Source organism: Methyloligella sp. GL2 (genome assembly GCF_013341275.1).
Taxonomy (GTDB): domain Bacteria; phylum Pseudomonadota; class Alphaproteobacteria; order Rhizobiales; family Methyloligellaceae; genus Methyloligella.
On the sequence record NZ_CP054476.1, the window covers coordinates 662,589 to 688,665 of the forward strand.

At 63.2% G+C, this 26,077-nt stretch carries 23 protein-coding genes; 10 read left to right on the forward strand and 13 right to left on the reverse strand.

All coding sequences use genetic code 11. The features are described from left to right. Nucleotides 1-255: 255 nt before the first annotated feature. Nucleotides 256-1,230 carry a transporter gene (locus HT051_RS03145; protein WP_208454367.1) on the forward strand — a complete coding sequence of 325 codons (975 nt, stop codon included), beginning with the start codon at nucleotides 256-258 and terminating at the stop codon, nucleotides 1,228-1,230. A gap of 157 nt (nucleotides 1,231-1,387) precedes the next feature. Next, on the forward strand, nucleotides 1,388-2,641 hold the full coding sequence (locus HT051_RS03150; protein WP_246810155.1) for a multidrug effflux MFS transporter: 1,254 nt from the start codon (nucleotides 1,388-1,390) through the stop codon (nucleotides 2,639-2,641). Here the strand turns inward: HT051_RS03150 and HT051_RS03155 are convergent. The 6 genes from HT051_RS03155 to HT051_RS03180 all read right to left on the reverse strand — a co-directional run bounded on the left by HT051_RS03155 (nucleotide 2,638) and on the right by HT051_RS03180 (nucleotide 8,670). Continuing rightward, a complete protein-coding gene (locus HT051_RS03155) occupies nucleotides 2,638-3,471 on the reverse strand; it encodes an LssY C-terminal domain-containing protein (protein ID WP_174540695.1) in 834 nt (277 codons plus the stop codon). The genes HT051_RS03150 and HT051_RS03155 overlap by 4 nt on opposite strands. Before the next feature lie 124 nt (nucleotides 3,472-3,595). Further along, nucleotides 3,596-4,477 (reverse strand): TatD family hydrolase, encoded by an 882-nt coding sequence (locus HT051_RS03160; RefSeq protein WP_174540696.1) that lies wholly within the window; start codon nucleotides 4,475-4,477, stop codon nucleotides 3,596-3,598. A 26-nt stretch (nucleotides 4,478-4,503) separates the two neighbouring features. Then, nucleotides 4,504-5,388 carry an EboA domain-containing protein gene (locus tag HT051_RS03165; protein ID WP_174540697.1) on the reverse strand — a complete coding sequence of 295 codons (885 nt, stop codon included), beginning with the start codon at nucleotides 5,386-5,388 and terminating at the stop codon, nucleotides 4,504-4,506. Between the two features lie 11 nt (nucleotides 5,389-5,399). Beyond that, nucleotides 5,400-6,272 (reverse strand): UbiA family prenyltransferase, encoded by an 873-nt coding sequence (locus tag HT051_RS03170; RefSeq protein WP_174540698.1) that lies wholly within the window; start codon nucleotides 6,270-6,272, stop codon nucleotides 5,400-5,402. Beyond that, the gene (gene eboE, locus HT051_RS03175; RefSeq protein ID WP_174540699.1) at nucleotides 6,245-7,459 is read right to left on the reverse strand and encodes a metabolite traffic protein EboE; all 1,215 of its coding nucleotides are present in this window, start codon (nucleotides 7,457-7,459) and stop codon (nucleotides 6,245-6,247) included. The genes HT051_RS03170 and eboE overlap by 28 nt, the downstream gene beginning before the upstream one ends. Then, nucleotides 7,459-8,670 (reverse strand): 3-dehydroquinate synthase, encoded by a 1,212-nt coding sequence (locus HT051_RS03180; protein WP_246810156.1) that lies wholly within the window; start codon nucleotides 8,668-8,670, stop codon nucleotides 7,459-7,461. The genes eboE and HT051_RS03180 overlap by 1 nt, the downstream gene beginning before the upstream one ends. Nucleotides 8,671-9,006: 336 nt before the next feature. Between HT051_RS03180 and HT051_RS03185 the strand changes: the two genes are divergently transcribed. From HT051_RS03185 to idi, 4 genes are all read left to right on the forward strand, one after another. After that, nucleotides 9,007-10,422 (forward strand): sorbosone dehydrogenase family protein, encoded by a 1,416-nt coding sequence (locus tag HT051_RS03185; protein WP_174540700.1) that lies wholly within the window; start codon nucleotides 9,007-9,009, stop codon nucleotides 10,420-10,422. Between the two features lie 93 nt (nucleotides 10,423-10,515). After that, nucleotides 10,516-10,980, forward strand: a complete 465-nt coding sequence (locus HT051_RS03190) for a c-type cytochrome (protein WP_174540701.1) — start codon at nucleotides 10,516-10,518, stop codon at nucleotides 10,978-10,980. A 42-nt stretch (nucleotides 10,981-11,022) separates the two neighbouring features. Next, the gene (locus HT051_RS03195) at nucleotides 11,023-12,444 is read left to right on the forward strand and encodes a nucleotide pyrophosphatase/phosphodiesterase family protein (protein WP_246810157.1); all 1,422 of its coding nucleotides are present in this window, start codon (nucleotides 11,023-11,025) and stop codon (nucleotides 12,442-12,444) included. Then, nucleotides 12,431-12,991 carry an isopentenyl-diphosphate Delta-isomerase gene (gene idi / locus HT051_RS03200; RefSeq protein WP_208454368.1) on the forward strand — a complete coding sequence of 187 codons (561 nt, stop codon included), beginning with the start codon at nucleotides 12,431-12,433 and terminating at the stop codon, nucleotides 12,989-12,991. The genes HT051_RS03195 and idi overlap by 14 nt, the downstream gene beginning before the upstream one ends. Here the strand turns inward: idi and HT051_RS03205 are convergent. The 4 genes from HT051_RS03205 to HT051_RS03220 form a co-directional block, all read right to left on the reverse strand. Further along, entirely contained in the window at nucleotides 12,976-13,293 is a 318-nt protein-coding gene (locus HT051_RS03205; RefSeq protein ID WP_208454369.1) for a hypothetical protein, read from the reverse strand. The genes idi and HT051_RS03205 overlap by 16 nt on opposite strands. A 55-nt stretch (nucleotides 13,294-13,348) precedes the next feature. After that, the gene (locus HT051_RS03210; RefSeq protein ID WP_174540702.1) at nucleotides 13,349-14,077 is read right to left on the reverse strand and encodes a TVP38/TMEM64 family protein; all 729 of its coding nucleotides are present in this window, start codon (nucleotides 14,075-14,077) and stop codon (nucleotides 13,349-13,351) included. 7 nt (nucleotides 14,078-14,084) lie between these two features. Then, nucleotides 14,085-14,549 carry a GAF domain-containing protein gene (locus tag HT051_RS03215; RefSeq protein WP_174540703.1) on the reverse strand — a complete coding sequence of 155 codons (465 nt, stop codon included), beginning with the start codon at nucleotides 14,547-14,549 and terminating at the stop codon, nucleotides 14,085-14,087. 152 nt (nucleotides 14,550-14,701) lie between these two features. Next, on the reverse strand, nucleotides 14,702-15,553 hold the full coding sequence (locus HT051_RS03220) for an LOG family protein (protein ID WP_246810158.1): 852 nt from the start codon (nucleotides 15,551-15,553) through the stop codon (nucleotides 14,702-14,704). Nucleotides 15,554-15,759: 206 nt separating this feature from the next. Between HT051_RS03220 and HT051_RS03225 the strand changes: the two genes are divergently transcribed. Next, nucleotides 15,760-16,212 carry a DUF2267 domain-containing protein gene (locus tag HT051_RS03225; RefSeq protein WP_208454370.1) on the forward strand — a complete coding sequence of 151 codons (453 nt, stop codon included), beginning with the start codon at nucleotides 15,760-15,762 and terminating at the stop codon, nucleotides 16,210-16,212. A gap of 102 nt (nucleotides 16,213-16,314) precedes the next feature. Here the strand turns inward: HT051_RS03225 and HT051_RS03230 are convergent, their stop codons facing one another. Continuing rightward, complete coding sequence (locus HT051_RS03230; protein ID WP_174540704.1) at nucleotides 16,315-17,556, reverse strand: polysaccharide biosynthesis/export family protein; 1,242 nt, start codon at nucleotides 17,554-17,556, stop codon at nucleotides 16,315-16,317. Nucleotides 17,557-17,713: 157 nt separating this feature from the next. Further along, the gene (locus HT051_RS03235; RefSeq protein ID WP_174540705.1) at nucleotides 17,714-21,115 is read right to left on the reverse strand and encodes a glycosyltransferase; all 3,402 of its coding nucleotides are present in this window, start codon (nucleotides 21,113-21,115) and stop codon (nucleotides 17,714-17,716) included. 202 nt (nucleotides 21,116-21,317) lie between these two features. Between HT051_RS03235 and HT051_RS03240 the strand changes: the two genes are divergently transcribed. The 3 genes from HT051_RS03240 (at nucleotide 21,318) to glmS (ending at nucleotide 25,292) form a co-directional block, all read left to right on the forward strand. Continuing rightward, nucleotides 21,318-22,013 carry a Crp/Fnr family transcriptional regulator gene (locus tag HT051_RS03240; RefSeq protein WP_208454371.1) on the forward strand — a complete coding sequence of 232 codons (696 nt, stop codon included), beginning with the start codon at nucleotides 21,318-21,320 and terminating at the stop codon, nucleotides 22,011-22,013. Nucleotides 22,014-22,023: 10 nt separating this feature from the next. After that, nucleotides 22,024-23,394 (forward strand): phosphoglucosamine mutase, encoded by a 1,371-nt coding sequence (gene glmM / locus HT051_RS03245; RefSeq protein WP_174540707.1) that lies wholly within the window; start codon nucleotides 22,024-22,026, stop codon nucleotides 23,392-23,394. A gap of 77 nt (nucleotides 23,395-23,471) precedes the next feature. Then, nucleotides 23,472-25,292, forward strand: a complete 1,821-nt coding sequence (glmS, locus tag HT051_RS03250) for a glutamine--fructose-6-phosphate transaminase (isomerizing) (RefSeq protein WP_174540708.1) — start codon at nucleotides 23,472-23,474, stop codon at nucleotides 25,290-25,292. A 40-nt stretch (nucleotides 25,293-25,332) separates the two neighbouring features. Here the strand turns inward: glmS and HT051_RS03255 are convergent, their stop codons facing one another. Beyond that, nucleotides 25,333-25,938 (reverse strand): hypothetical protein, encoded by a 606-nt coding sequence (locus HT051_RS03255; RefSeq protein ID WP_174540709.1) that lies wholly within the window; start codon nucleotides 25,936-25,938, stop codon nucleotides 25,333-25,335. Between the last annotated feature and the right edge of the window lie 139 nt (nucleotides 25,939-26,077).

The following is a 26,077-nucleotide window of genomic DNA, read 5'->3' on the forward strand; positions in this document are numbered from 1 at the left end:
AACCGGAAGACTAGTGGGTCAAGTCCGCCCGGGCAAAACGCGATAGCGATCTTGTTGCTCTCGGATTGCGCTTTAAGGCGTTACCGATACAAGTGGTTTTGGGCCTCACGCGGTCTGCTGTCGGCGCCTGTCACAGAAAAACACCGATTTATGACAGTCACCCACTGATACCGATAGGCAACGCGGCGGGTTTGTTGTGCCCTCAGACTCCACTTTAAAGCCATTGCTCTATATGACCACAGTATGGGGGATTGGTTGAAGTGGGCCGCGGTTGCGCTAATCGCGGGTGGGGGTGTCGTTAGTGCGATTCGTCCGGCGATCGCCGCGGAGGGGCCGACGGCGGCCGGTCCGATCGGCGGCACGGATATTCGCTCCGCCCAGCTTCCGCCGCCTGGCCTCTATGGCGGGCTTTTCGGCTTTGATGCCGGAACCATGGAGTTTTTGGGCCCCGACGGCGAGACCATTCCGGCGCTCCGGGATGGGCATTTGAGAAAGGAACTGACGGGACCGTTCTTCCTCTACGTCCCCGATAAGAAGCTGCTCGGGGGCTCGATCGGTCTTACCGGATATGTGCCGCTGGGCAATCAATGCGGGCATTTATTCACCGGTCAGCGCAGCGAGTGCAGCCAGGGCCTCGGCGACCCTTACCTGGAGATGGATTGGTCGCGTTCGTTCGGCCATTACCGGCCTTCGCGCGATCCGGATGCTTATCCGATCTTTCAGGGGCTTTCGGTGTTGCTCGGCTTCGGCACGGTGTTCCCGATCGGAAGCTATGACGATGACGACCGGCTGGAGCAGGTTCTCAGCATCGGCACCAATATCTGGGATTTCGCGCCGACGATGGCGATGACCTACACGACGCGGCCGATTCTCGCCGAAGGCACCGAATTCAGCGCCAAGCTGTTCTGGAACAACTATTTGGAAAACCCTTCCACCAACTTCCAAACCGGCGATCTGATCAATATCGACTTCGCCGTCACTGAGCATATGGGCCCGTTTCAGGTCGGCGTGACCGGGTTCTATGCTTGGCAGACCCAAGATGACACGGTGCTCGGCGTGCCGGTTGCCCCCGACGGAAACCGGGTGACCGGCCTCGCAATCGGGCCGATCGTCAATTACGACATGCCGGAGCGCAACGCCTCGCTGAAGGCCAAATCCTTCACCACCGTTTATGCGCGCAATCAGGTGACGGCTTGGCACGTCATCGTCGGCTGGTTTCAGAAGTTCTGAGGCGCGCTTGCCGGGTTTGTCATAATTCGCCCAAGATTGAAGCGCGAAAAGCGCCTCTCTCTTTGTTTGAGGATTCGGCTGCAACATGCCAGACCGAGGTCCTCGGCTCGTCGCGGTTGGCGCGGGAGCAATGTCTGCTAGGTCATCGAAAATGGATATGCGGCTGAAAGGCGGCGCGGATTATCCCGCCGCTTTTGCGAACTCCTCCATGGGCGCGAAGGAATTCGTGGTGCTCATGGCGGCGCTGATGGCGACCAATGCGCTCTCCATCGACATCATGCTCCCGGTTTTGCCGGAGATCGCCGATGCCTTGCACATCAGCGCAGAAAACGACCGGCAATGGGTGATCACCGCCTATCTGCTCGGCTTCGGCGGGGCGCAGCTGTTCTACGGGCCTTTGGCGGACCGGTTCGGCCGCAAGCCGGTGGTGATCGTCGCGCTGATCATCTATGTGCTTTGCAGTGTGTTGGCCGCCTTCGCTAGCTCGTTGCACGAGATGATGTTCGCCCGGTTTCTGCAAGGGGTGGGCGCTGCGGGGACGCGGGTGCTTACCATCACCATCGTCCGCGACTGCTATTCGGGCCGCAAGATGGCGCGGGTGATGTCGCTGGTCTTCATCGTCTTCCTGTCGGCGCCTGTGCTTGCCCCATCGCTGGGCCAGGCGATCGCCGCGTTCGCGCCGTGGCCCTCAATCTTCGGCCTGCTGGCGGTGTTCGGCGTTGTTACGGCGCTGTGGGTCGGGCGGCGGATGCCGGAGACCTTGCATCCGGAAGACCGTCAGGCGCTGTCCTTTGCCGGTATCCATCATGGTGTGCGCCTCGTCGTCTCCAGCCGCCAAGCGCTGGGCTATATGTTCGCCTCGCTGGCCATGCTGAGTGCGCTGTTCAGCTTCGTCACCTCGGCGCAGCAGGTCTTCACCGTCGCGCTGCACGCGCAGGATCTGTTTGTCATCATCTTCGCGATCGCTGCCGGCAGCATGGCGGTGGCGTCGCTGCTCAATTCGCGCATCGTGGAGCGGCTGGGCATGCGGCGGGTATCGCAGACGGCGCTTTTGGGCTTCATCGGCTTTGCCGTTATCCATGGCGTGGTGGCGGTGAGCGGCCATGACGGGGTCTGGACCTTCGCGGCGCTGCAATCGGGCATGATGTTCTGCTTCGGCCTGGTGGGGGCGAATTTCAATTCGCTCGCTATGGAACCGCTGGGGGATGCAGCCGGCACTGGCTCCTCGATCCTCGGCTTCGTCACCACCACGGGCGGGGCGCTGATCGGCTTCGCCGTGGGGCAGCAATTCGACGGCACGGCAATCCCGCTTACCCTCGGCTTTATCGCTTCCGGCGTCGCCGCGCTGCTCATCGTCCTTGTCACCGAGATGGGGCGCCTGTTCCGCGCCGTCGATACCGGAGAGGCTTAAGCCGGCGCTTTCAGCTCGGCCAAGGCGATGTCGCCGTCGGTCACGTAGTGATTGACCCGGCCTTCGGCGAGGCGGTCGCCGGCATCGTAGAGGCGCACCTTGTGAATGGCGCGCGCCGCCTCCAGCTCGGCCATGATGAAGTCGCGCTCGATATTGGTGTCCGAATCGGTGGCGTGGGTCATCTTGAAGGTGAGGCGGGTGAGCGACAGGCCGATATCCTTGGTGCCGGCGCCGACCCAGAGCAGGCGCGCGCCATGATCGGGCCGGTCGGTGTTGAGCCAGAAATCCGCATCCGCCAGCTCCGCGCCGGTGACGTCCTCCTCGGTCAGGGTCTTGGCCCAGAAGCGCACGTGATGGCGCTTGCGCGGGCTGTCGCCGATGGGAAGCTGAAAGCCGATATCCTGGCCGCGGCCGAACAGGAACAGGGTGGAGAAGGGCGCTGTCGGGTAGGGCTGGTCGAGCACGAAGCTCTGCACCATGAGCCAGGAGCTTTTGAGGCTCAAGGGATCGGCCGGGTGCCAGCCGGCGGCGGCGAAGGCGGTGCGAAGCTCGTTCTCGGTGCCGATCAAGGTGAGATTGACCGGATCGCCCGGCAGCCCGTCGCCGGTGACGGTGAAGCTCGGCACGTGTTTTCGGGCCTGGATCTTCAGCCCCATGCGCACCGCGTAGGGCAAGATCAGGTAGGCGCCGACCCCATAGGTGATGGCGAGGGCCAGGATGGTCGGCAGATCGCCATCGGCCCAGTTGAAGACATAGACGATCAGCCAGACGGCGAAGGCGCCAATGATGACGACTGCCGTGCGCTGCAATGTGAGAAGAAGAAGTCTCACGTGCCCCCCGCCGGTTCTGCGTTCGGCGCAAAGCCCTGTGATCTTGGGCAAGCGCCATCGGACACGAATCTAGCCTCAGACTCGTGTGCCGATCCAGCGTCGCTTTTTGGAGGCTGTTTCCCAGCTACTCCACGCGGGGCGTTTGTCCGCCGCGTAAGATCGTGTTGCCCTGATAAAGCGTGCGCTGGTCGATGGCGTCCGGCTGCAGCCAGTCGGCATCCTGCATTTGCCCGCTTTTGCCGTAGACGGCGAGGGCGTTGCCATAGGTGACCATGCGGACCGCCTCTTCACCGATACCGCCATTGGCGAGGAGCGCGGCGGTCTTCGGCACGGAGAGCGGGTCGGCGACGCCCCAATCGCAGGCCGAATCCACGATGAGCTGCTCGGGTCCGTATTGCTGGACGATGTTCAGCATGCGGTCGGCGGTCATCTTGGAATGAGGGTAGATGGAGAAGCCGACCCAGAAGCCCCGATCCTTGGCTTCCTGTACGGTCTCCTCGTTGCAGTGATCGATGACCACGCGGTCCGGCGCGAGGCCGTGCTCCTCGACCACGTCCATGGAGCGGGAGGTGCCGCGCTTCTTGTCGCGATGGGGCGTGTGGATCATCACCGGCAGATCCAGCTCCTTGGCGAGCTCGAGCTGGCGGCGGAAATAGCTGTCCTCAAGATCAGTCTGCTCGTCATAGCCGATCTCGCCGATGGCGACGACGCTCTCCTTCACCGCGAAGCCGGGCAGCAGCTCCATCACCGCCTCGGCCAGGGGCTCGTTATTGGCTTCCTTGGAGTTCAGCCCGATGCAGCAATAATGGCGGATGCCGAACTGGCCGGCACGGAAGCGCTCGAAGCCGAGGATGTGAGACAGGTAATCGGCATAGCTGCCGGGATTGGTACGCGGCTGGCCGACCCAGAAGGCCGGCTCGATCACCGCGACGATGCCGGCCTTGGCCATGGCCTCGTAGTCGTCGGTGGTGCGCGAGATCATATGTGCGTGGGGATCGATGAACATGTTTGCTTCTCCTCCTCCGTGCCCCTTCAGGCTTTGACGCCGGACCAGGTCAGGCGGCCGTCGCGAATGGCGGCGGCAAGTTCCGGCACTGCTTGCAGGGCTTGTTGTGTTTCGGGCAGCTCGGCCTCGGCCAAAGCGAGAGCCGCTGCTTGTTTTTCTTGGTCGTCTCCTCCGGTCAGCACCTTGACCAGATCGCCGACGTCGCGCTTCCGGGTGAACGGGCCGACGCAGCGCCACAGCTCGGTGGAGACCGGCCGGCCGGCGGCCCAGCGCTCATGCACATAGTCGATCAAGACCTCGGCGAGCTCGGCATTGCGCCGCTCGTCCAGACCTTGGATGGGGCTGAGGCAGCTGCCGATGAAGAGCGCCTTCAGCACCATCTGATTCCACTGGGCTTCGCTGAACGCCTCGCGTGGGAATGGGCTGACATGGGCCACCGCCTCGAAGACGGGCAGGATATTGGTGCGGATGCCTTCTGCGGCGATGGGGACCAGCTTGGCCGGGGCCGGGTAGAGCGGCAGGCCGCGCAGCAGGGCGATATGCTCGCTCACCTCGCCTTGCGCCACCAGGCGGCCGAGCCGTGCGGCAAAAGCCTCGTCGTCGCCGTCGAAACTCGCCAGCACGAACAGCATGCGCGCGGTCTGATCGATGCTCCAGCCGGTGGGATCGAGATCGGGCCGTATGTTTTCTGCCTCTTGCAGCTCCGCTTGGCTGAGGGCGAGATCGGCCTTGCCGAGCTTGCGCGGGGCGAGCCCGATGCCGACGGCAAGGGCGGAGCTATCGGGGGCATCGGCGACCTTTGCGAGCTGGCTGTCCAGCCAGGCGGTTTGCTCTGAGGATAGCCGCGGGGTCAGCCAGGCTTTCAGGAGAGCGATGCGGGCTGCTGTGTCGGTCTCAAGGTTTGGCATCATTCGGTCCTCGGCTAGGTCCCCGGAATGTAGCGCTGGAACAGCAGCGTCAGCGGGAACAGGGCGATGCAGGCGAAGGTGGCAAGGGCCGAGCCGGTGCTTGCGGCGGCGAGCGCGTCCACCAGCGCGATGGCGGCGATCAGCAGGCCGACGGCGCGGCCGACATCGCCAGAGCCGCGGCGATGAAGCAGGCGCAAGGCAAAGCCGATCGCTGATGCGAGCAGGAGAGCGGCTCCCGTGACCAGCCAGGATGAGACAAGCCCCGGCAGGGCCAGCAGCAGCGGGCTGACCAGAAACAGCAGCGGGGCGATATTGGAGACTTTCGCCAGCCTCTCCTGTTTGGCGGCGAGGGTGAGCCCGGCGACGAAGAGAAACAGCACAGCGGCGCCGAACAGGACCGGCGTTGCAAACACCGCGCCGACGCTCGCCGCGGCGCCGAGATAGACCAGGGCGCGGCAAAGCCCCATGAGGAACGGGCTCAGCGGATTGGTCTTGTGATGCAGATCGTAAACGACGATGGCGGCGGCGAGCGCCAATCCGGTCAGGCCGGCGGCGAGACTCACGCTGGCCAACATGGCGACGGCCACCGCCAGCATGCCGAAACCCAGCAGCAAGACGGTCTGCAGGCTTGCGGCGCCGGAGGGGATCGGTCTTGAGGGCCGCTCGCGGGAATCGATGTCGCGATCGAAGGCATCGTTGAGATACATGCCGCCGATATAGAGCAGCGACATGGCAATGCCGGTGAGAAGCCCGGTGGCGAGGCTGCCGCCGCCGGCCAGCATGGTGCCGGCAATGACATTGGACCATACGGTGGGCAGGTTGGAGACGCGCCCGAGCCGCAAGGCGGCGCGCCAACCGATCAGGCGCGAAGCTGCGAGCGTACCCATTGGACCTCCCGTGCGATATCGCTTGCCAGATCGCCCTGCCGCCAGCCCTCCGGCAGCACGTTCCAGGTATAGGTTTCGACCTCCAGATGGGGCGAGATCTCGCGCTCGCGGCAGAGCGCCAGCACGTCCTTGAGGATGTCTTGCGTGGAGCCGATCTCGCCGAAGGAGTCCTTGAACACCGGCACATGGCAATGGACCCGGAGCTCGCCGCTCGGGGTCTCGCCGTTCAGCGCTTCGAAGGTCTGCGGCAGATCGAGATGGCGCTTCAATGCGCCGTTCGCTGCCTGCACCGTCTGGTGCAGATAAACGCCGTCATCGAAGGGGGCGAGCAGGGTCTCGGTCTCGGGGCCGGTCTCGGCAAGACGGATCGCCGAGCTGAGCTGGATCTTGGCGACGGGAATGCCGGCCGCCTCGATAGCGGCAAGGCTTTCGGCCGGGTCCTCGAATTCGACCGCGGCGTGGCAGACATCGAAGCAGAGGCCGAGATGGCGGCGCAGGGCGGTCTCGGCCGCCTCGGTGGAAAGGCCAGTGAGGCGGCTCATCAGCGCCACGCCGCGCGGGGCGAAGAGATGCTCTTCGAAAAAAGCGACAGCCTCGCCGGAGGTTTCCAGGAAGCAGCAAGGCTCCGGCTCCAGGGCCAGGGTGACGATCTTGCCGCTGCGCTCTGCGATGCCGTGCAGATGGGCGGCGTGATGGATCATATTGGCGGCGATGCGGCCGATATCGGCCTCGGACTGGATCTCGTCGCGGAAGGCGCCGGGAACGGTGCTGACGCTGCCGTGCCGTCCTTCGCCCTGTCCGTTCTCCGGCAGAAGCGCGGCGAGGATATCGGCGCATTGATCGGTGAAGTCGAGGCGTTCGGGAGAGCGCCAATCGGGCTCGTAGACCCTCTGCTTCACCGGGGTGCCGTGGAAGGGGCCGTAGGGAAACGCGTTGACGGTGAAGACGTAGAGATCGTTTTCGGCGAGGAAGTCGCGCAAGGCGGCGAGCTTTTCGGCGCCCGCGAGCACCGGCGCGGCCTCGCCGGAGATGCGCAAGCCGACGCCCATCGGCTCGTGCGGAGAGACGCGGGATTTCACCTCGGGAAGATAGCGCGTCAGATTCGTCTCGATCTCGGCCCAGCTTTCACCCTGGTGGATGTTGGTGCAGTAGGTGAGATGCGGCCTGCCGGGAAGCGCAAGCTGCATTAGCCCGCCCGCCGCGGCCGGAGCCAATCGAGCGCCTCGGCGATGAGAGCCTCGTCCATGGTGTGGATCTCCAGCCCCGTGCCGATCTCCTGCAGCAGCGTCACGGTGAGTTCGCCGCCGAGATGGGCGCGGAACTCCTCCAGCCCGGTGAGAAGCTTCAGCTTGCCGTTCTCGCCGCGCGCCTCGCAGGCCGGATGCCAGAGCTCGAAACCGAGCCGTTCCAGCAAGGCTTTGACGCGCAAGTCGTCGCCCTCGGGCAGATGGCCGGCGAGCACCGAATAGCGGGTGTCGAGGGCGATGCCGATGGCCACCGCCTCGCCGTGGCGCAGCCGATAGTCCGACAGCACCTCGAGCCGGTGGGCGGCCCAATGGCCGAAATCGAGGGGGCGGACATTGCCGTATTCGAACGGATCGCCGCCATGGGCGATCTGGCGCATATGCAGGATGGCACAGTGGCGGATCAGCCGGTCGAGGGGCTCGGAGGCGAAGATCGCTAGGGCTTCGGCCTGGGCTTCCAGCCAGTCGAAGAACGCCCTGTCGCGGATCAGCGCGACCTTGACGGCTTCGGCCATGCCGGCGCGCTTGTCGCGGCCCGGGAGCACGTCGATGAAGGCGGAATCGTTGATCACCGCGGCGGGCGGGGTGAAGGTGCCGAGCAGGTTCTTGACGCCGAAAGCGTTGACGCCGTTCTTCACACCGATGCCGGAATCGTTCTGGGCCAGCACGGTGGTGGGCACGCGAATATGGCGGATGCCGCGATGGGTGGTGGCGGCGACATAGCCGATCAGATCGAGCATCGCCCCGCCCCCGATCCCGATCACATAGGAATGGCGGTCGAGGCCGAGCTCGACCAGCGTGGCCTGCAGCCGTTCCACCTCGTCCGGCCGGTTCTTGGCCTGTTCGCCGCCGCCGAGCACGATGGGCGGGGCGGCCAGCGCGAAGCTCTCCGAATGGGCGCCCGCGAAGGCCTCGATATCGCGGGAAAGTCCCGGCATCTCGCGCATCACGCCGTCGTCGACGAACACGGCAAGCTTCGGCGTCACGCCGCCGCTGGCTGCGATGGCGTCGAGCAAGACGCTGTTATCGTTCGAGAAAAGGCTGCGGGTGAAATAGACCGGGTATGCGTAAGGGACGCTGAATTGCTGGAGAAAGACGCGTCCTGCACCGGTTGCTTCGACTCTCTCCAGCGCGTCGAACATAACGTTCGCCACTGAACTCTCCTCCCAAAGTCGAGAGCGTCTTTTGCGCCCTCTTTTCTTATTTTTCGACTTTGCACGGATTATTCAGCGCGGGTCAACGCGCTTGGCCCGGCGAGATATTGCAATTATTGCCTGATTTACTCGGATAGAAGTGGCAACGCACCTGACAGACTTCCTATGCAAGTCTGCTATGCAAACGCCGTAGGCCTCTACTAGCGTTGGTGTGCGGACGTTTGCCCTGAAAACATCGTCAGTGCTTACGCTTAAGCCAATATATCTTGAAAACCCTGAGATGTGACTGCGTGTTTCTGTCTCAGGAATAATGAATATGGGAGGATATCAATGCGAATGCGGTTGTTACTTACCGCGTGTGCAATCTCTGCTGGTGCAGCGATTGCGCTGCCGGCAAGCAGTTTTGCCCAGGAGAACCCCACCGAGCCGGATCAGGTTGCACGGCCCGGCGGCACGATTCCGGGCGATCCCAAGATCGCTCTGGTGAAAGTGGCGGACGGCTTCAACGACCCGACCAGCGCGGTCTCGGCCAAGGACGGGACCGGGCGCATCTTCGTCGTGGAGCGTGTCGGCCGCGTGAAAATCGTCAACAAGGACGGCTCGGTCAACAAGAAGCCGTTCCTCGATCTGACCAAGAACACCCCGCTCGGCAGCGAGGTGCAGACCGGCTTCGTGGAGCAGGGTCTGTGGTCCATCACGTTCCATCCGGACTTCAAGGAGAACGGATACTTCTACGTCAGCTATTCGTCGCTGCCGTTCAACGGCTCGCACATGATCGCGCGCTACACGGTGGACCCGAAGAACCCGGATGTGGTGTCGGTCGCCCGCGCCAATGAGACCGTGAAGGTCATCATGAATATCCCGCAGCCCTACTACAATCACTATGGCGGCGGCATTCACTTCGGCCCGGACGGCTATCTCTATATCGGCAAGGGTGATGCCGGCTGGGAAGGCGATCCGCTCAATGCCGGCCAGGATCTGCAGGAGCTGTGGGGCAAGATGCTCCGGATCGACGTCAACACGCCGGACGACGTGCCCTATGCGATCCCGAAGACCAACCCGTTCTACCGGGCCAACGATCCGCGGATGATGGCGCTGTTCGGCATCACCGAGGAAGGCTTCTCCAAGCTGCATATCGGGGCCCGTCCCGAGATCTGGGCCTACGGTCTGCGCAATCCCTACACCTTCTCGTTCGATCAGAAGTCGGGGCAGCTGTTCATCGCCGATGTCGGCCAGAACCATTACGAGGAGATCGACTGGGCGCCGGCCAAGAGCGACGGCGGCTATAATTACGGCTGGAAGTTCAACATGGGCACCCAGTGCCATCCCTCCACCGGACCGGATGACACCTGCCCGCTGGTCGGCACGCTGCCGATCTCGGAATATCCGCATCAGGAGCCCTATCCGGGTGCCGAGAAGCTGAACGACGGCTGGGGCTGTGCGGTGATCGCGCTCGGTGTCGCCAATTACGGCGGCATGGACGGTGCCTTCCTCGCCGGCGACTGGTGCTCGGGACGCATCTTCGCCACCGCTTGGGACGGCGAGAAGTGGCAGATGCAGGAGATGCTTCAGTCCACGCTGATGTTCACCGGCGGCGGAACCGATGAGGACGGCACCGTTCTCGCGGTGAACAGCAACAACTTCTACACCGAAGATCAGGGTGCGATGGAAAACCCGCCCGGATCGCTGTGGAAGGTGGTTCCGGCGGATGAGGTGCCCGAGGGCGCCGAGGTTGCCAAGACCAAGAAATAGAGGGTCCGCGCCACGCGGATCTCAGAAGGCCCTTCCCATGCTCGGAGGGGCCTTCTTTTCCCTCCCCAAAAAGACACAAGGCTTACGGTTGAGATGTTCAATACGGTTTTTTCCATGCGCGTTTTCGCGCTGTTTCTGTTCGCGGCCCTGATCGCGCCTCTGGGCGCCGGCCAGGCATTCGCCGCGCAAGAGTTCAAATATGCGATCGACGATTCCCCGCTCGACGTCACCCTGCCGGACGATCAGGAGGAGACGGAGGCGGTGAAGCAATTCCACGAGACCGGCAAGAATCTCTATGAGGGCGACGAGGCGGCCATTGCCGAGGGCAAGGAGGTCTATAACGAGACCTGCCAGGTTTGCCATGGCGCGGAGGCGGAAGGGCGGATGTGCCCCAGCCTCACCGACGACAACTACGCTTATCCGCGGGTGGCGGAGGGCGATGTCGGCATGTTCGAGGTGATCTATGGCGGCGCGACGGGCGCGATGCGCTCGTTCAAGGACCGCGTCAGCCAGGATCAGATCCTCAAGGTCATCGCCTATGTGCGGACCCTGCAATAGGGCCGGCCGCTTCAGTCTTCCGTTATGCCGAAGGACGAGGCCATGCATTCGCCGATCATGCATCCGCTGATGGTCCTCAATATCGTCGGGTTGAGCCCTGCATTGATTGGCGAACATACGCCCAATCTGCAGCGGCTCGCCCGCGCCGGCGATCTGCGCCCTTTGCAGACGGTGGTGCCGGCCGTCACCTGTTCGGTGCAGTCGACCTTCCTCACCGGCTTGCCGCCGGGGAAACACGGGGCGATGGCCAATGGCTGGCTGTTCCGCGATCTGATGGAGGTCTGGCTGTGGCGCCAATCCAACCGCCTCATCTCCGGCGAGCGGGTCTGGGATGCGGGACGCAAGCGCGATTCTAACTTCACCTGCGCCAATCTATTCTGGTGGTATGCCATGGCCTCGGGGGCCGATATCGCGGTCACGCCGCGGCCGATCTATAAGGCCGATGGGAGGAAGATCCCGGATTGTTATTCGGCGCCGCCGGAGATCCGCGACGCGCTGAGCGAGGCGCTCGGGCCGTTTCCGCTGTTCCATTTCTGGGGGCCGGCGACCAGCATCGCATCGAGCCAATGGATTGCCGACGCCGCGCTGCGGGTGATGCGGGAGCACGATCCGACCCTCACCCTCGTCTATCTGCCGCATTTGGATTACGGGCTGCAGCGCTACGGGCCGGAGGATCCACGTATCGAGACCGACCTCGCCGAGATAGATGCGGTGGCCGGCAAGCTTGTGGACGAGGCGGAGGCGCTGGGCCGGCGGGTAATGATCGTTTCCGAATACGGCATCGTGCCGGTTCGCCGTCCGGTGCATATCAACCGGGCGCTGCGCGAGGCGGGGCTGCTTTCGGTGCGGGTGGAGCAGGGGGGCGAGCTGCTGGACCCGCCGCAATCGCGCGCCTTTGCCCTCGCCGATCATCAGCTGGCGCATGTCTATATCGACGATGCAGCCGATATCCCCGAAGTCAAAAAGCTGCTGGAAGGGCTCGATGGGGTGGACCGGGTGCTGGACGAGGCGGGCAAGCGCGAGATGGGGCTCGATCATCCGCGCTCCGGCGAGCTGGTGGCACTGGCCGCGCCGGATGCCTGGTTCACCTATTACTATTGGCTGGACGACGCGGCCGCGCCGGATTTTGCACGCTGCGTCGAGATCCACCGTAAACCCGGCTACGATCCGGTGGAGCTGTTCGTCGATCCCGCGATCCGGTTCCCCAAGCTGGCGCTCGCCTGGCGTTTGCTGAAAAAGACGCTGGGCTTCCGCACGCTGATGGATGTGATCCCGCTGGATGCGAAGCTGGTGAAAGGCTCGCACGGCCGGGCCGATATCGCGCCGGAGCACGGGCCATTGGTGCTCTCCACCGTGCCGGGGCTGCTGCCGCAAGGCACCGTGCAGGCGACGGAGATCAAGGGGCTGATGCTGGATCACATCTTTGCGTCGGTCGATGAGGAGGTGAGCCATGCCGCTCAGTGAGGAGCAGATGGTGCTGGTCGATGCGCAAGACCGCGAGGTCGGCATCGAGGGCAAGCTGGAGACCCATCGGCGCGGCCTGCTGCATCGCGCCTTCTCGGTGATCGTCTGGGACAGCGCCGGGCGGCAATTGCTGCAGAAGCGGCAGGCGCGGAAATATCACTCCGGCGGGTTATGGACCAACAGCGCCTGCGGTCATCCGCGTCCCGGCGAGGCGGTCGATGCGGCGGCGCTGCGCCGGCTGCAAGAGGAGATGGGGTTTGCTTGCAAGCTGGAGCGGCTGGGCGCCATCGAATATCGCGCGACGCTCGACTCCGGCATGATCGAGCATGAGATGGCGCATGTTTTTCGCGGCATCTATGACGGGGTGATCGCGCCGAACCCGGCGGAGGCGGACGGGTATCAATGGGCAAGCCTTGAGGCTATCCGCGCCGACATAGAGGCGCGGCCGGAGAATTTCAGCGTCTGGTTCCGCGAATATATGAATGCGCAATGGCCGATGGCGCTGGCCCTGCCGGGGCAATGCGGCAACGGTCACTCGCAAGGGTAAATCTCGGCGAGAGTTTCTTGCAAAGCCTCCTCCGCCGGCATCTCGGCGCGGCCGAAGCGGGCGGCGGAGAGCGAGACGCGCAAGCGCTCCAGAAGGGAGACCGGGTAAGAGCGGGTGACGTCACCCGGCGTGACCCAAACCTCTGGCATGCAGAAGGCGCGGCCCTGGCCGTCTTGCTTCGCCTGGTCCACGAGACCGGCAATGGCCTTGAAGCACAAATGCAGCGGCAGCGCTTTGCAGCTTCGCGAGAACTCGTAGACCGTCTCGGCATGCGCCGGCAGCGGTGCGGCGAAGAGGAGCAAGCTTGCGGCAAGCGCGAGCGGCGCAAGACGGGCCGCGTCGCGGCGGGGCTTTCGCTTATCCGGCGTCCGGCTCGCTCGGGGCCGGCACCGTCTGCTCATGCACCGTCTGCTCATGGCGTCGTTGCACATATCTGGCGACCAGCAAGGCAATTCCCGGAATGGCCAGAGAGGCGGCGAAGGCAAGCAGAAAGCCGCCCATCCCCTCCGCCGTTGCGCCAAGCCCGGCATAGACCCCGGCAAAGCCCAAATTGGCGAGGCCCGTGACCGCCAGCACGCGTCCCGGGCGCATCCCCATGATGCCGGCGGCGATGATGCTGGCCTCGGCGAGCACGGGCACAGGCCGGCACAGGGCAAGCACCGGCAGACCATATCGCCTCAGCATAGTGGCGAGATAGCGATAGTCCGCAAGGCCAAGCTCGCGCTCTGCGAGATCGCGGCCAAGCAGGCGTCCGAGCAGAAAGCCGACCCCGCAGCCGGCAGTCAGGCCGATGGCGGTGATCGCGATGCCGAGCGGCGCACCGAGCATGGCGCCGAGGCCTGCGGCGACGAAGGTGGACGGGATTGGCAGCAGCACATCGACCAGCAGCAGGGCGATGCCGGCGGTGGCGATGACCGGGGCGGAGCGCTCCGGCGCGATCAGGCCGAAGGTCCAGGCTTCGAGCGATGTGCCGAAGAGTAGAAAGGGCACGATCACGATAGCGATCAGCGTGAGGAAGAGCAGCGCATATTTGACGGCGCGGCGGCCGGGCTTTGCAGCCTTGTCGCGGCGGCTGTCCGGCGCCATGGCGGGCTCAGCCCGAGACGGCGGCGTTGGCAGCGCGCCGGCTGGCGAGAATACGGCCGGCGGCAAGCAGCGCCGCGATTTCGGCCTCGGTGAAACTCCGCTCGCCGCGATTGGCGATGCCGAGGGTACCGACGATCTGTTTGCTCTGGAAGAGCGGCACCACGATAGCGCCGGCAAGCTCCGTGGCGCGGGCGCCGGGGCGGACATCGCCGCTTGTATCCGTCTGTATGTTGCAGGCATCCACCGCCTCGCCGCGCTCCAAAGCGAGACCGGCCATGCCCTTGCCGGGCGGGATCACGGCGATGGTCTTCAAGACCTGCTCCGGCATGCCAAGGGTCGCGGCGGCGAGATGCAGCATGCCGTCTTGGCCGAGAAAATGGATGGTGCCGCTATCGGCGGCAAAATGCCGGACGATGGCGGCGAGCGCTTCATCGTCGCTGGCGGCACCGGCGAGCTTGGTGCTCAGTTCCATCTCCAGCCTCTCCCCTCGCTGGCATCACAGATTGTCTGCCTACGTCATTAAACCGCGTCCGCACACTCTCGGCGAGAGGGAGAAGTCTCGCTTTTTGTGCCAAGAGTTTTGCCGGCGGCGGGGAAGAGTGGCAGAGGTTTCTGCCATGCGTGTCAGATATCCGCGTCCGGTATGCGCGGGGTGAGGCCCTTCTTCACCAGCACTTCCCAGGCTTCCTCGCCCGAGTCCACGATCTCGAACAAAGCGGTTTCTCTGCGGCCGATGACGCCGAGCTCGCGCAGCCCCTCGAAATTCACCATCGAGCGCCAATACTTCTCGCAGACCAGGACGATCGGAATTTTCGGGGTCTTGCCGGTCTGGGTCAGGGTGAGGAACTGGAACAGCTCGTCCAGGGTGCCGTAGCCGCCGGGAAACACCGCAAGCGCATTGGCGCGCATGGCGAAATGCATCTTGCGCAGGCCGAAATATTGAAACTGAAAGGTGAGCTCGGGCGTGGAGAAGGGGTTCGGCTCCTGCTCTTGCGGCAGCACGATGTTGAAGCCGATGCTGGGCGCGCCGGCATCGGCCGCGCCGCGATTGGCGGCCTCCATAATGCCCGGCCCGCCGCCGGTGGCGATGACGTTCTGCCGTGCGCCGCTCGACGCCAAGGCGCCGCCGCGCTCCGAAACGATGCGCCCGAAATTGCGGGCTTCGCGATACCAGGCCGAGAGGTGCTGGCGCAGCTTGGCGGCCTCCAAGGCATCCGGATCGCTCGCGCGGCTCAGCTCCGCCTCCGCCTGTTCCGGCGAGATAATGCGGGAGCTTCCCCAAACCACGACGGTGGAGCCGATGCCGTAATGCTTCAGCGCCAGATCGACCTTGCTGAATTCGAGCGCCAGGCGCGCCGGGCGCATCGCGTCGCTCTCGAGAAACTCCGGGTCGTTGAAGGCGAGCAGATAGCTGCGGGTCTTGTTGTCCGGCGCCTCGTTGCCCGGTGCTTCTCCCTCAGATGTTTCGTCTTCCACGGGCTTTCACCTTTTGCTGCCTCGCCGGGACGGCGGCCTTGCTTGTGCATACGCGCGCTGTGCCCGCCACGCAAAGGCTGAGTCGATTGACGATTGCCGGCGATGCAACGGCCGGCGGAGATCGGCGTTTGACCGGATAGGCGGCACAGTTTGTGTGCCGCCGGTGCGAGCCCAGATCTCGCTGGTCAGGATTAGGGAGAAAGCTGATGAGCACCGGCCTCGATACTTTCGACAAGACCGTTCAAGAGTCCAATCTTTGGCTCAAGGACATCATGGATCGCCTGGAGACGGCGGATCGGCATCGCGCCTATTCTTCGTTGCGCGCGGTGCTGCATGCCTTGCGAGACCGGGTCGGCGCGGAGAATGCCGCCCATCTCGGGGCGCAGCTGCCGATGCTGTTGCGGGGCCTTTATTACGAAGGCTGGGACCCGACGGATAAGCCGAGCAAGGAGCGCCATGAAGAGGCTTTCCTGGCGCATATCGCCAAGGAGCTGCCGCGCGCCGAGGAAGGCGAGGTAGAGCAGGGCGCTTTGGCGGTGCTCGACGTGCTGTCGAAACATATCGACCGCAATGCTGCGGTGAAGACCGCCGCGATGTTCCCGATGGAGCTGCGGAAATTCTGGCCCGCCTTTATCCAGAGCGCGGCGAAGCAACGCTAGGGTACGCGGCGCGTCTTGGCGCTGCCGATGCGGGAGGAAGAGACGAACCTCGGCCGTAGCGTTCCGGCGATCATGGGAATCGACGATACGGCAGCTCCGCGCTTAAGGCCCGCGATCGGTCAGCTTCTCGCTCGGCACGCCGATAATCTTGAGAATGTCTCCGGGCTGCAGAATGCTACCCTCGTCGGCAGACCATTGCTTCGGCCCTTCCGCCGTCTGCCGGACGAGCTGGTATTTCGGCCGGCCGATGGGCGCCTCGCCGATTGCCGTAACCCTCTGGGTCAGAAGCCCCATGGTGCTCTGGGTGATCTCTTCCTGCCGGATCACGTCATCGACGTCTTGGATTGCTTGCTCGCGCTGGAAGGTCTCGTTGATGAGAAGTTGCGTTTTGGAGGCGTGCGCCTGGGCAATATCACGTTCGAGGCGGGCGATGTTCGCCTTGGTGTCGTGCAGCCTCTCTTGCGCGCTCACCAGATCGTTGCGCGCGGTATACATCGTCAAGCTGCTCAGGTTCCCCCTCTTAAACATCGACTCCAGCGATTGGACACGGTCCTCCAGATTTCCGATCCAATCGGACGTGCGGGCAACGTTATCGCGCATCAGCGACAGCTCGTCATTCATACCTTTCAGCGTCGCGTCCACCGCGTTGACCTCTTCGCTCACCTTGCGGTGTTCCGCATCCCGCAGGCGGCTTGCCTCCGCCAGAAGTGTGCTGGCCTGAGACTGGGCGACCTGCGACAGCGACAGCGGCACGCTCGGCGTCTTGCCGTCCCGCTCGGCGATCAGCACCGCACGCAGCGCCAAGGCCTTGGCGAGCCGGTCGGAGGACTGCTTCACCCGCTCCCGCTCGCGGGTGATATCGAGCGACCGGTAAGCCTGATCGTCAGCCAAGGTTCCCCGGCCGGCGCCCGCCAGGAGGGCTGCCTGTAGGACCGTCATGCCGGGCGTATATTTGAGAACGGCGGGCGTGGGGATGCTGCCTGTTACGTAGATCGGCTGCCGGTCCAGGATCTGTACCCCGGCGCGCATCGGCGCCTCTTGCTGGCGGGCATAGGCCTTCTCGATCCGGCCCGCCAATTCGGGAAGGCTGGAGCCCGCGGCGTAAAGCGGCCCCGCAATCGGCAGGAAGACCATTCCCCGTTCATCGACCGTATAGTCGCCGGAGAGATCGGGGCGCTCGACGAGCGCGGGCAAAACACCTTGGTTCTTCGTGCCCAGACCGTTGCCCGAGCCATATTCCATAAAGATCGAAACCTTGAGCTGGTCGCCGATGGCAATCCCGATCTCGCCGTTGATCGCCTCGATGGAGCCGGCCTTGTCGGATTTGCCCTCGCCGGCGCCCATGGGAAGCGGCGCTACGAGTGCCGGGGCATGGGAGACAGCCTCATGTATCGGGGGTGCATCGGCACTATCCGGCGACCTTCCGAGGCTTGGGGTCGTGACAAGCGAGCCAAAGGCGAGAATTGCGATAGCCAGGTGAGAATGCATGATCGAGCTCCTACTAGGCGCCAACAGCACGGTAGGTTGGCAGCGGGACGTTTCCAGATCTCGCGAGCCTTCCCCACCCCACGAAGACTCCGCGCAATGCAGCAAGCAGAACTTTGATCGCGGTCCAGTAGAGCAGTTGTCGATATGTGAATCGTTGCAGGAGAACGAGCGGCAGAAGCAGCCAGTACCGCCGCTCTCCGTTAAAATGGATGCCCGCCGCGGCAGCCAACATGTCGACTGTTTGGAACACGATCCAATAGCCTCCAATAATGATCAGGCTCTCCGTCGGAGCGCTTGCGATGCCGAAGGCCGCGGCCACGCTCATCAGCAAGGTCCAGGAGAGAATCGCATCCATCAGGGGTGCGAGCAGAGTGAAGCCAAATTGAAAGATCAGAATATTCGGAATGCAGATGAGCGAGATGCCCGTCGGACGGCGGACCAGGGCGCCTCGATGCTTGAAGGCGACCTGGAGCATTCCGAACATCCAACGAAAGCGCTGCTTCAAGAATGCCAGCATGGTTTCCGGCGCCTCGGTTAGCGCGCGCGCGTGGAGAGAAGAGGCGATGCGCCAACCGGACAACGCCAGCCTCACGGTCAAATCCGCGTCTTCGGCAAGATTGTCGTCGGAATAGCCGCCCACTTTGAGCACAGCCTTGCGGCGCCAGGCGCCGATCGCGCCGGGAACGACGCAAATCGCGTTGAACGGCTCAAACGCCACGCGGTCGAGCCTCTGACTGGTGACATATTCCAGCGCTTGAAACCGGGTCAGCAGGTTGAGCTGGTTTCCGACCACCACATTGCCCGCGACAGCGCCGACTTTGGGATCCCGGAACGGCTGAATGAGCTGTTCGACCGCATCGGGTTCAAGCACCGTGTCGCCGTCGATGGCGACGACGATATCTGCCTTGGTCTTGTGGTAACCGAGGTTGAGGGCACTCGATTTTCCGCCGTTCTTTTTCTTGAAGACCTTCACGCGCGGCTCGGATGCAAATGTCGTTCGGACGATCTCGGCGGTGTCGTCGGTCGATCCGTCGTCGATGACGATGATGTCGAAGGACTTGCTGCTTCGCGAGGCAAGCAGCCCTCCAACCGTCTTGCAGATCACCGACTCTTCGTTGTGGGCGGGCACCAGGACGGCGACGGAGCCGGGCACATCTCCGGCGTCCGCCCGATTGCTGCAATCGCGCGAGCTACGCGCATGCCTGATAGAGGCCATCAGAACCACCAGGCTGAGCCGTAATGTGCCGAGCACGGCCGTCACGATGGCAATGGGCGGTATCGCGTCGGATACCCATGACAGGGTCTGGATGCTGGCCAAGCGCAAGGTCGATTCCGTTTCGAGCAGGAAGTCGGTGGGATCCGATCGCGGCATCACGGCCTCGCGCGACAAGCCGACCAACTCGTGTGTGGTGACGAAGCGGTATCCGTCGGCCTTGAGGGAGTCGATGATCTCCGGCAGCGATTTGAGCGTTGCTTGGCGGTTGCCGCCGCTATCGTGCATCAAGAGGATGATTGCGGACTGGTTGTCGGGAGACTGACGGACCTCCGCCACTTGGTGCAGAACATCGGAGACAATCCAATCGGATTGATAGGGTTGCCGCCGGAAGTCGTCGGAGTCCACGTTGAACGGCCCCCAGAAATATCCGAGCCCGTTCGCTGTCTTGATCAGGGTCGGCGAGGATTCGAGAAAGCCCAGTTCCGGGCCTTGGTAGGGAGCTCGCAGGAGAATGGTGGTGACCCCCAGCTGGGACTGAAACAGCCTTTGAGTGGCGTTCAGCTCCGCCGCGATCCGCGCAGGCGAACTGTCGTTGAGGTCGGGATGGCTGAAGCTGTGATTGCCGAGGTCGTGGCCCTCCCGATATATCCGCTTCAGGAGCCCGAGGGAGCCGAACGCGTTTTGGCCGACGATGTAGAAGGTCGCCTTGACGTCCTTCTCGGCAAGAATGTCCAGAACCTGCGGGGTGTAGCGGTCGTCTGGTCCGTCGTCGAAGGTCAGGGCGACGAGCTTTTCGTCTGTAGCGGGTATGGCCGTGACGGTCGCGAAGCTCGGGTAGGTGGTCACGACTTCATTGTCGATGAGCCCGAGCGCGGGATTGAAATTGATCGCGCGGGCCCCGTCATGGCCGGGCACGATCTGCAGCAGAGCTCCGTTCACGAAAGACAAACCGCCATGGCCTGGCGGAATGACGGTCAGGGAGGCAAGCGCGTCGCGGTCGGGGAAGGTCTCGCGCCCGGTAAACTTCCAAATGCCAGGGTCTTCAAGTCCGAGACGCCAGATGGCAATCGCCGCCGGCGAGACTGAGAAGGCGGTGCGGAGCTGGTTATAGACGGAGACGGCGTCGGTGAACCAAACCTGATGCCAGTGGCCGTTGCTCGCCTTGTAGACGAAGGTCGAGCTCATGGATCGCTTGTCGAAACGAAGCTCCGCACCCGTTTGAGACAGCAAGTCCCATGCGCGCTGTACGGAGATCAAGTGCTCGTTTCCGAAGGCATCGAAATCATAGCCAAACGCCCCGACCCCCACGATGAGCTTCTTCGCGGGAATGACCGAGAGCCCTTTGCTGATCATCTCCTCGAACCAGCCTTGGCTGGCGACGGCGCCGGTATTGGCACGCAAGGGCAACTCGTCGGCGGCCTGCAGCACGACGTAGTCGGCCGGCATGGATAGCTTGCGCACCAGATGCGCATCCAATTCCGGATCGAACGAGACAATCAGCTTGCGGTCGCCATCCCGGAGCTGCTGTCCAAGCGCGCCGACGAAATCCAGGAGAGGACGGATCAGCGGTGCAGGGACTGAGCTTAGCTCGAGAGTGACGCCGGCGAAGCCGTCCCGTGCGACGGCGTGTGAGATCTCGACGGTCAGCGCCTCTCGCTTCTGGGGCTCGATAAGAGATTGCTGAACATTGGGCAATGAGAGGTAGATCGGCAGCCTTGGGAAGACGGCGATATGCCTTGCATGCGCCCGTATCCAAGGAACGGACTGCATGGTCTCCTTGCTTCGGCCGATCTTCAACGTCCCGTTTTTGGCCGAGAGCGAGTACCAGTCAGGGAGCAGGCCGTCGATTGCGTCTGCATGTTCTTTAAGAGACAGGAAGCTGCCGGCGCTATCGGATGAATAGAAAGCGAAGCGAAGCGCCGAAGTGTTGGCTTCCGAAGGCTCCCGGATGCCGATCTGGCCGATCGGTGGCTCGTAATGCGAGGAGGCGGCACGAGCCTCGGCGGTTGACGCCTCGATCGTCGGGAGGTCCGCAAATCGCGGAGGTAGCAGGCTGGGCCCCCAGACGACGCCAACTGCAAAGATCGTTAACCCGATGGCGAGAAAGGAGCCCGCGGCAACTAGTGCAACGTTTATATATTTTGCGCGCCGGCCCTTTGGATCGAGAAAAACTGGGGTTTTGCGCGGCTTTCCAAGCATTTTGGATACAACTCCATACCGCCCAACTTTCTCTTTCCCCCTTCCAACTGTTGGAAGCCTAGTAGACGGAATGCGCGCCGGGGTGTTCTCTTGAGAACACACTTCTCGTCAAAGTTGATGTATATTGTTACTAATGATGCGGCGGGGCCGATTAGGCTTTTGTAGCGTTTAAGGTGGGTTGGCTTTTAGCCAATTAATGGTGATGTATAGCACCCGTCCCGCACTCAGCCTGCCGGAGTTCTTGCTGAAGTCGACGCCAGGGGTGTCCCGCGTCCGCTTTAAATCCCGCGATGTGATCTTCCATCAGGGAGAAGCGGCACATTCGGTCTATTATTTGATTGAAGGGCGGGTTCAGCTCTCCGTGGTCTCCGAGCAAGGCAAAGAGGCGATCATTGCTATTCTCGAGCCCGACGAGATTTTCGGTGAGAGCTGCCTGCTGGGCTACACCAACAGGCGAATGACGGCATGTGTTTTAGACACCTGCCGCGTCCTTCGGGTCTCGAACGACGCAGCGCTTCGCTTGATGGCCGACGATGTCGGTTTCGACCGGTTTCTCATCCGAAAATTGATCAAGAGCGGTCTTCGTACCCAGGAGCAGCTTCTCGATCAGCTCTTCAACTCGAGCGAGAAGCGCTTGGCCAGACTGCTGCTGATGCTGACGAACTGCGCGAAGGATAGTGCCCGCGAGAGGACCATTCCGAAGCTGAGCCAGGAGGCTCTCGCGGAGATGGTGGGCAGCACCCGCCCGCGCGTCAATCAGTTCATGAACAAGTTCCGGAAGCTCGGTTACATCGACTATGACGGCGTGTCGATCACCGTGCACCGCTCCCTTTCAAGCGTGCTGATTTACGATTCCTCGAAAGGCGGAGACGAGGATTCTTTCAACATATCCGCATGAGTTCCGCGCCATGACACACAACGTGTTCGGTACAGATGGAGTCCGCGGCCGCACCAACAGCTATCCGATGACATCGGAGGTCGCGCTGAGACTGGGCATGGCTGCCGGTAAGGTCCTGACCAATGGATCGCACCGTCATCGGGTGGTGATCGGCAAGGATACGCGCCTGTCGGGATACATGTTCGAATCCGCGCTGGTCTCCGGCTTCACCGCCGTGGGCATGGATGTGTTTCAGCTGGGGCCGATGCCGACGCCGGCAGTCGCCATGCTGACGCGATCCTTGCGCGCCGATTTGGGCGTCATGATCTCGGCGTCTCACAATCCCTACGACGATAACGGCATCAAGCTGTTCAATTCGGAGAGCCATAAGCTCTCCGACGATTTAGAGGCCGAGATCGAAGAGCTGTTGCAGTCCGATCTGGCGATGCTGTTCGCTGCGCCGGAGAAGATCGGAAGGGCCACTCGGATCGACAGCGCCTGCGAACGCTATGTCGAGTTCGTCAAGCGGACGCTTCCCAAGCAACTCAGATTTGACGGGATCCGGGTGGTTATCGATTGCGCCAACGGCGCCGGCTACAAGGTCGCCCCCGATGCATTGTGGGAGCTTGGGGCCGACGTGGTTGCCATCGGCGTCGATCCCGACGGGCTGAATATCAATAGCGAGTGCGGCTCGACTGCGCCCGAAGCGCTGATCCACAAGGTCAACGAGGTGCGTGCCGATATCGGCATTGCCCTCGATGGCGATGCCGACCGGGTCATTATCGTCGACGAGAAGGGGTGCATCGTCGACGGCGACCAGCTCATGGCGGTCATCGCCGAATCCTGGCTGCGGCAGGGCAGGATCGTCGGCGGGGGACTCGTCGCCACCGTCATGTCGAATATCGGGCTGGAGCGGCACCTGGCGAAATCCGGCCTCCAGCTCGCCCGCACCCAGGTCGGCGACCGCTACGTCGTGGAGCATATGCGCGATCACGGCTTCAATGTCGGCGGCGAGCAGTCGGGCCATATCATCTTGTCGGATTTCTCCACCACGGGAGATGGGCTTGTGACCGCGCTGCAGATCCTGGCCGTGGTCGCCGAAAGCGGCCGGCCGGTCAGCGAGGTCTGCCACTGCTTCGATCCTGCGCCGCAGATTCACAAGAATGTCCGCTGTGGAGACCGCAAGGCGCTCGACGATGACTGGGTGCAAGCGGCGATCGAGGGTGGCCGGGCGCGGCTCGGAGAAGAGGGCCGGATCGTCGTCCGCCCGTCCGGGACCGAGCCGGTGGTCCGGGTTATGGCGGAAGGCGACGACGAGGAGATCATCGAAGAGGTCGTCTCCGATATCGCCGCCGCTCTGTCCTGTGTCGCTGAGAGTGATGCGTTTGCTGGCGCGGCGTGAAGACTCGCTATACCGGCCGTCTTTCCGCCTCCGTCCTGATCAAGCGAGACCCAAACCCGGGCAGAAGGATTAAGGCAATGTGCGGAATCGTTGGCGTGCTGGGGAAGAGTTCCGTTGCTGAACAGCTGGTCGATTCGCTGCGGTGCCTCGAATATCGAGGCTACGATTCCGCCGGCGTGGCGACGCTGGAAAATGGCCATATCGAGCGCCGTCGCGCCGAGGGCAAGCTGCGAAATCTCGGCCAGCTCCTAAAGCTCCAGCCGCTTCCCGGCATCACGGGGATAGGCCATACGCGGTGGGCGACCCATGGCCGGCCGAGCGAGACGAACGCCCATCCGCACATGACCGACGAGGTCGCCGTCGTTCACAACGGGATCATCGAGAATTTCCAGGAGCTAAAGGCGCAGCTAATCGCCGAAGGCGCAGCCTTCACCAGCGATACGGATACCGAGGTGCTTGCCCACCTCATCACCCGGGAGATGCGCGCGGGCAAAGATCCCGTCGCCGCGGTTCACGCGACCTTGAGTTATCTGCAAGGCGCCTATGCGCTGGCCGCGATTTTCCGCGGCCATAACGACCTGATGATCGTTGCACGCGAGGGGAGCCCGCTTGCCATCGGCTTCGGCGATGGTGAGATGTTTGTCGGCTCCGACGCTATCGCGCTCGCCCCCTGCACAGACCGGATCGCCTATCTGGAGGATGGCGATTCCGCCGTCGTCACACGGCTTGGCGCGACGATCCGCGACCGGTCCGGCGCGAATGTCGTGCGGCCGGTGGCAAAGTCGCTTGCCGGTGGCTTCATCGTCGATAAGGGCAATTACCGCCACTTCATGGCGAAGGAGATCCACGAGCAGCCGGAGGTGGTCGGCCACACCTTCGCGCACTACCTCGATCTGACGAACGCCAAGGTGGCCTTGCCGGCGCTTCCGGTCGACTTCTCGCAAATCTCGCGCTTGTCGCTGTCGGCGTGCGGTACGGCGTTCTATGCCTGCTTCGTCGCCAAATACTGGTTCGAGCGTTGGGCGAACCTGCCGGTGGATATCGATATCGCCAGCGAGTTCCGGTATCGCGAGGTCGGACTTGAGCCGGGCGGTGCGACGCTCTTCGTCTCGCAGTCGGGCGAGACTGCCGACACGTTGGCTTCGCTGCGGTATTGCCGGGCCAAAGCCCAACATGTTCTGTCCGTCGTCAATGTGCAGGAATCCTCCATCGCGCGCGAATCCGATGCCATGCTGCCGACCTTCTGCGGTCCGGAGATCGGTGTCGCCTCCACCAAGGCCTTCACCTGTCAGCTGACTGTTCTCGCTTGCCTCGCCATCGCGGCGGGCAAGGCGCGCGGCGTCATCGGACCGGAGCTCGAGGCGGAGCTGGTCAAGGCGCTGATCGAGGTGCCGCGGCATATGACGACTATCCTTGCCGACGAGAGCCCGTACGAGGCCCTGGCGCTCAGCCTGACCAAGGCGCAGGACGTGCTCTATCTCGGCCGCGGCACCAGCTTTCCGATCGCGCTGGAAGGCGCGCTCAAGCTCAAGGAGATCTCCTATATCCATGCCGAGGGCTATGCCGCAGGCGAGCTGAAGCACGGCCCTATCGCGTTGATCGACGAGAGTGTGCCGGTGATTGTCATCGCGCCGCGCGATGCCCTGTTCGAAAAGACCGTGTCCAACATGCAGGAGGTGGCCGCGCGCGAGGGGAAGGTCATCTTGATCAGCGATGCCGACGAGGGGAGCGCGGGGTGTGCGATCCAGGCGCTATTGCCGATGCCGAGCGTGCACCCCTTCGTGATCCCGCTGCTCTATGCGCTTCCGGTGCAGCTGATCGCCTATCATACCGCGGTGTTCATGGGGACCGACGTGGACCAGCCGCGCAATCTCGCAAAATCCGTAACTGTCGAGTGATCCGCCGACTCGGACGATGCGCCTCCGCGCCGATCCGGCGTTAGCGCGAAGGGCGATCCGCCGCGCGGGCGCTGTATTCTCTCGCCTCTTGCCTGGCGTAAGCTCCGGTGTTTTGGGCCGACATGGAGGGGCGCCGATCGATGGTCGCCGGCGGTCTGGAGGAATCGCATGCCGAGCCCTCCCGCACTGGAAGATTGGGGGCCGGATTGACGATGATCTCCGCCTCTTCCATCGTCAGCCGGTATTCGCAGGCGGCAAGCGGCGGTCCCGTCCCCTCGACGAAGACATCGACATGGGGCCTGCCTTTCAGCCAGTCCCCGCTGCAAGCCCGGCAAGTATCCTCCATCACGTAGTAGCGCTGAAGCGCCGGGATGTAGAGGACGGTTCCCGGGGCGATCATGCGTTTGTCGGCGGCGAGGGTTCCGGGGCGATCATAGGTGCCGAGGTCTTCGGTCGCCTGTTCGTGCATGCTGGGATCTGAGATTGCATATGTCCCGGTTCTGCGCGGATCGCCGTCGTCGTTGTCGTCAAACCCGTAGAACGTCACGTATGCCTTGATGACCTCCTCGGCCGCACCGCGCGGTAATGGCTGGAAAACGGCGGCGAGGCAGAGCGCAACGAATAGCCAGCAACGCAAGGCACTCATAACGGCATCGCTCCCTTCGCATGTTTTCAGCGGGCACGGGTTGCTGTGCCCGACAGGCGGGAAGAGCCTATCGCGCGCTTCAATTTTAGGTCTCCAAGGGCGCGCGTAGATGTACTGCCGGGGACAGATCCGCCAGATA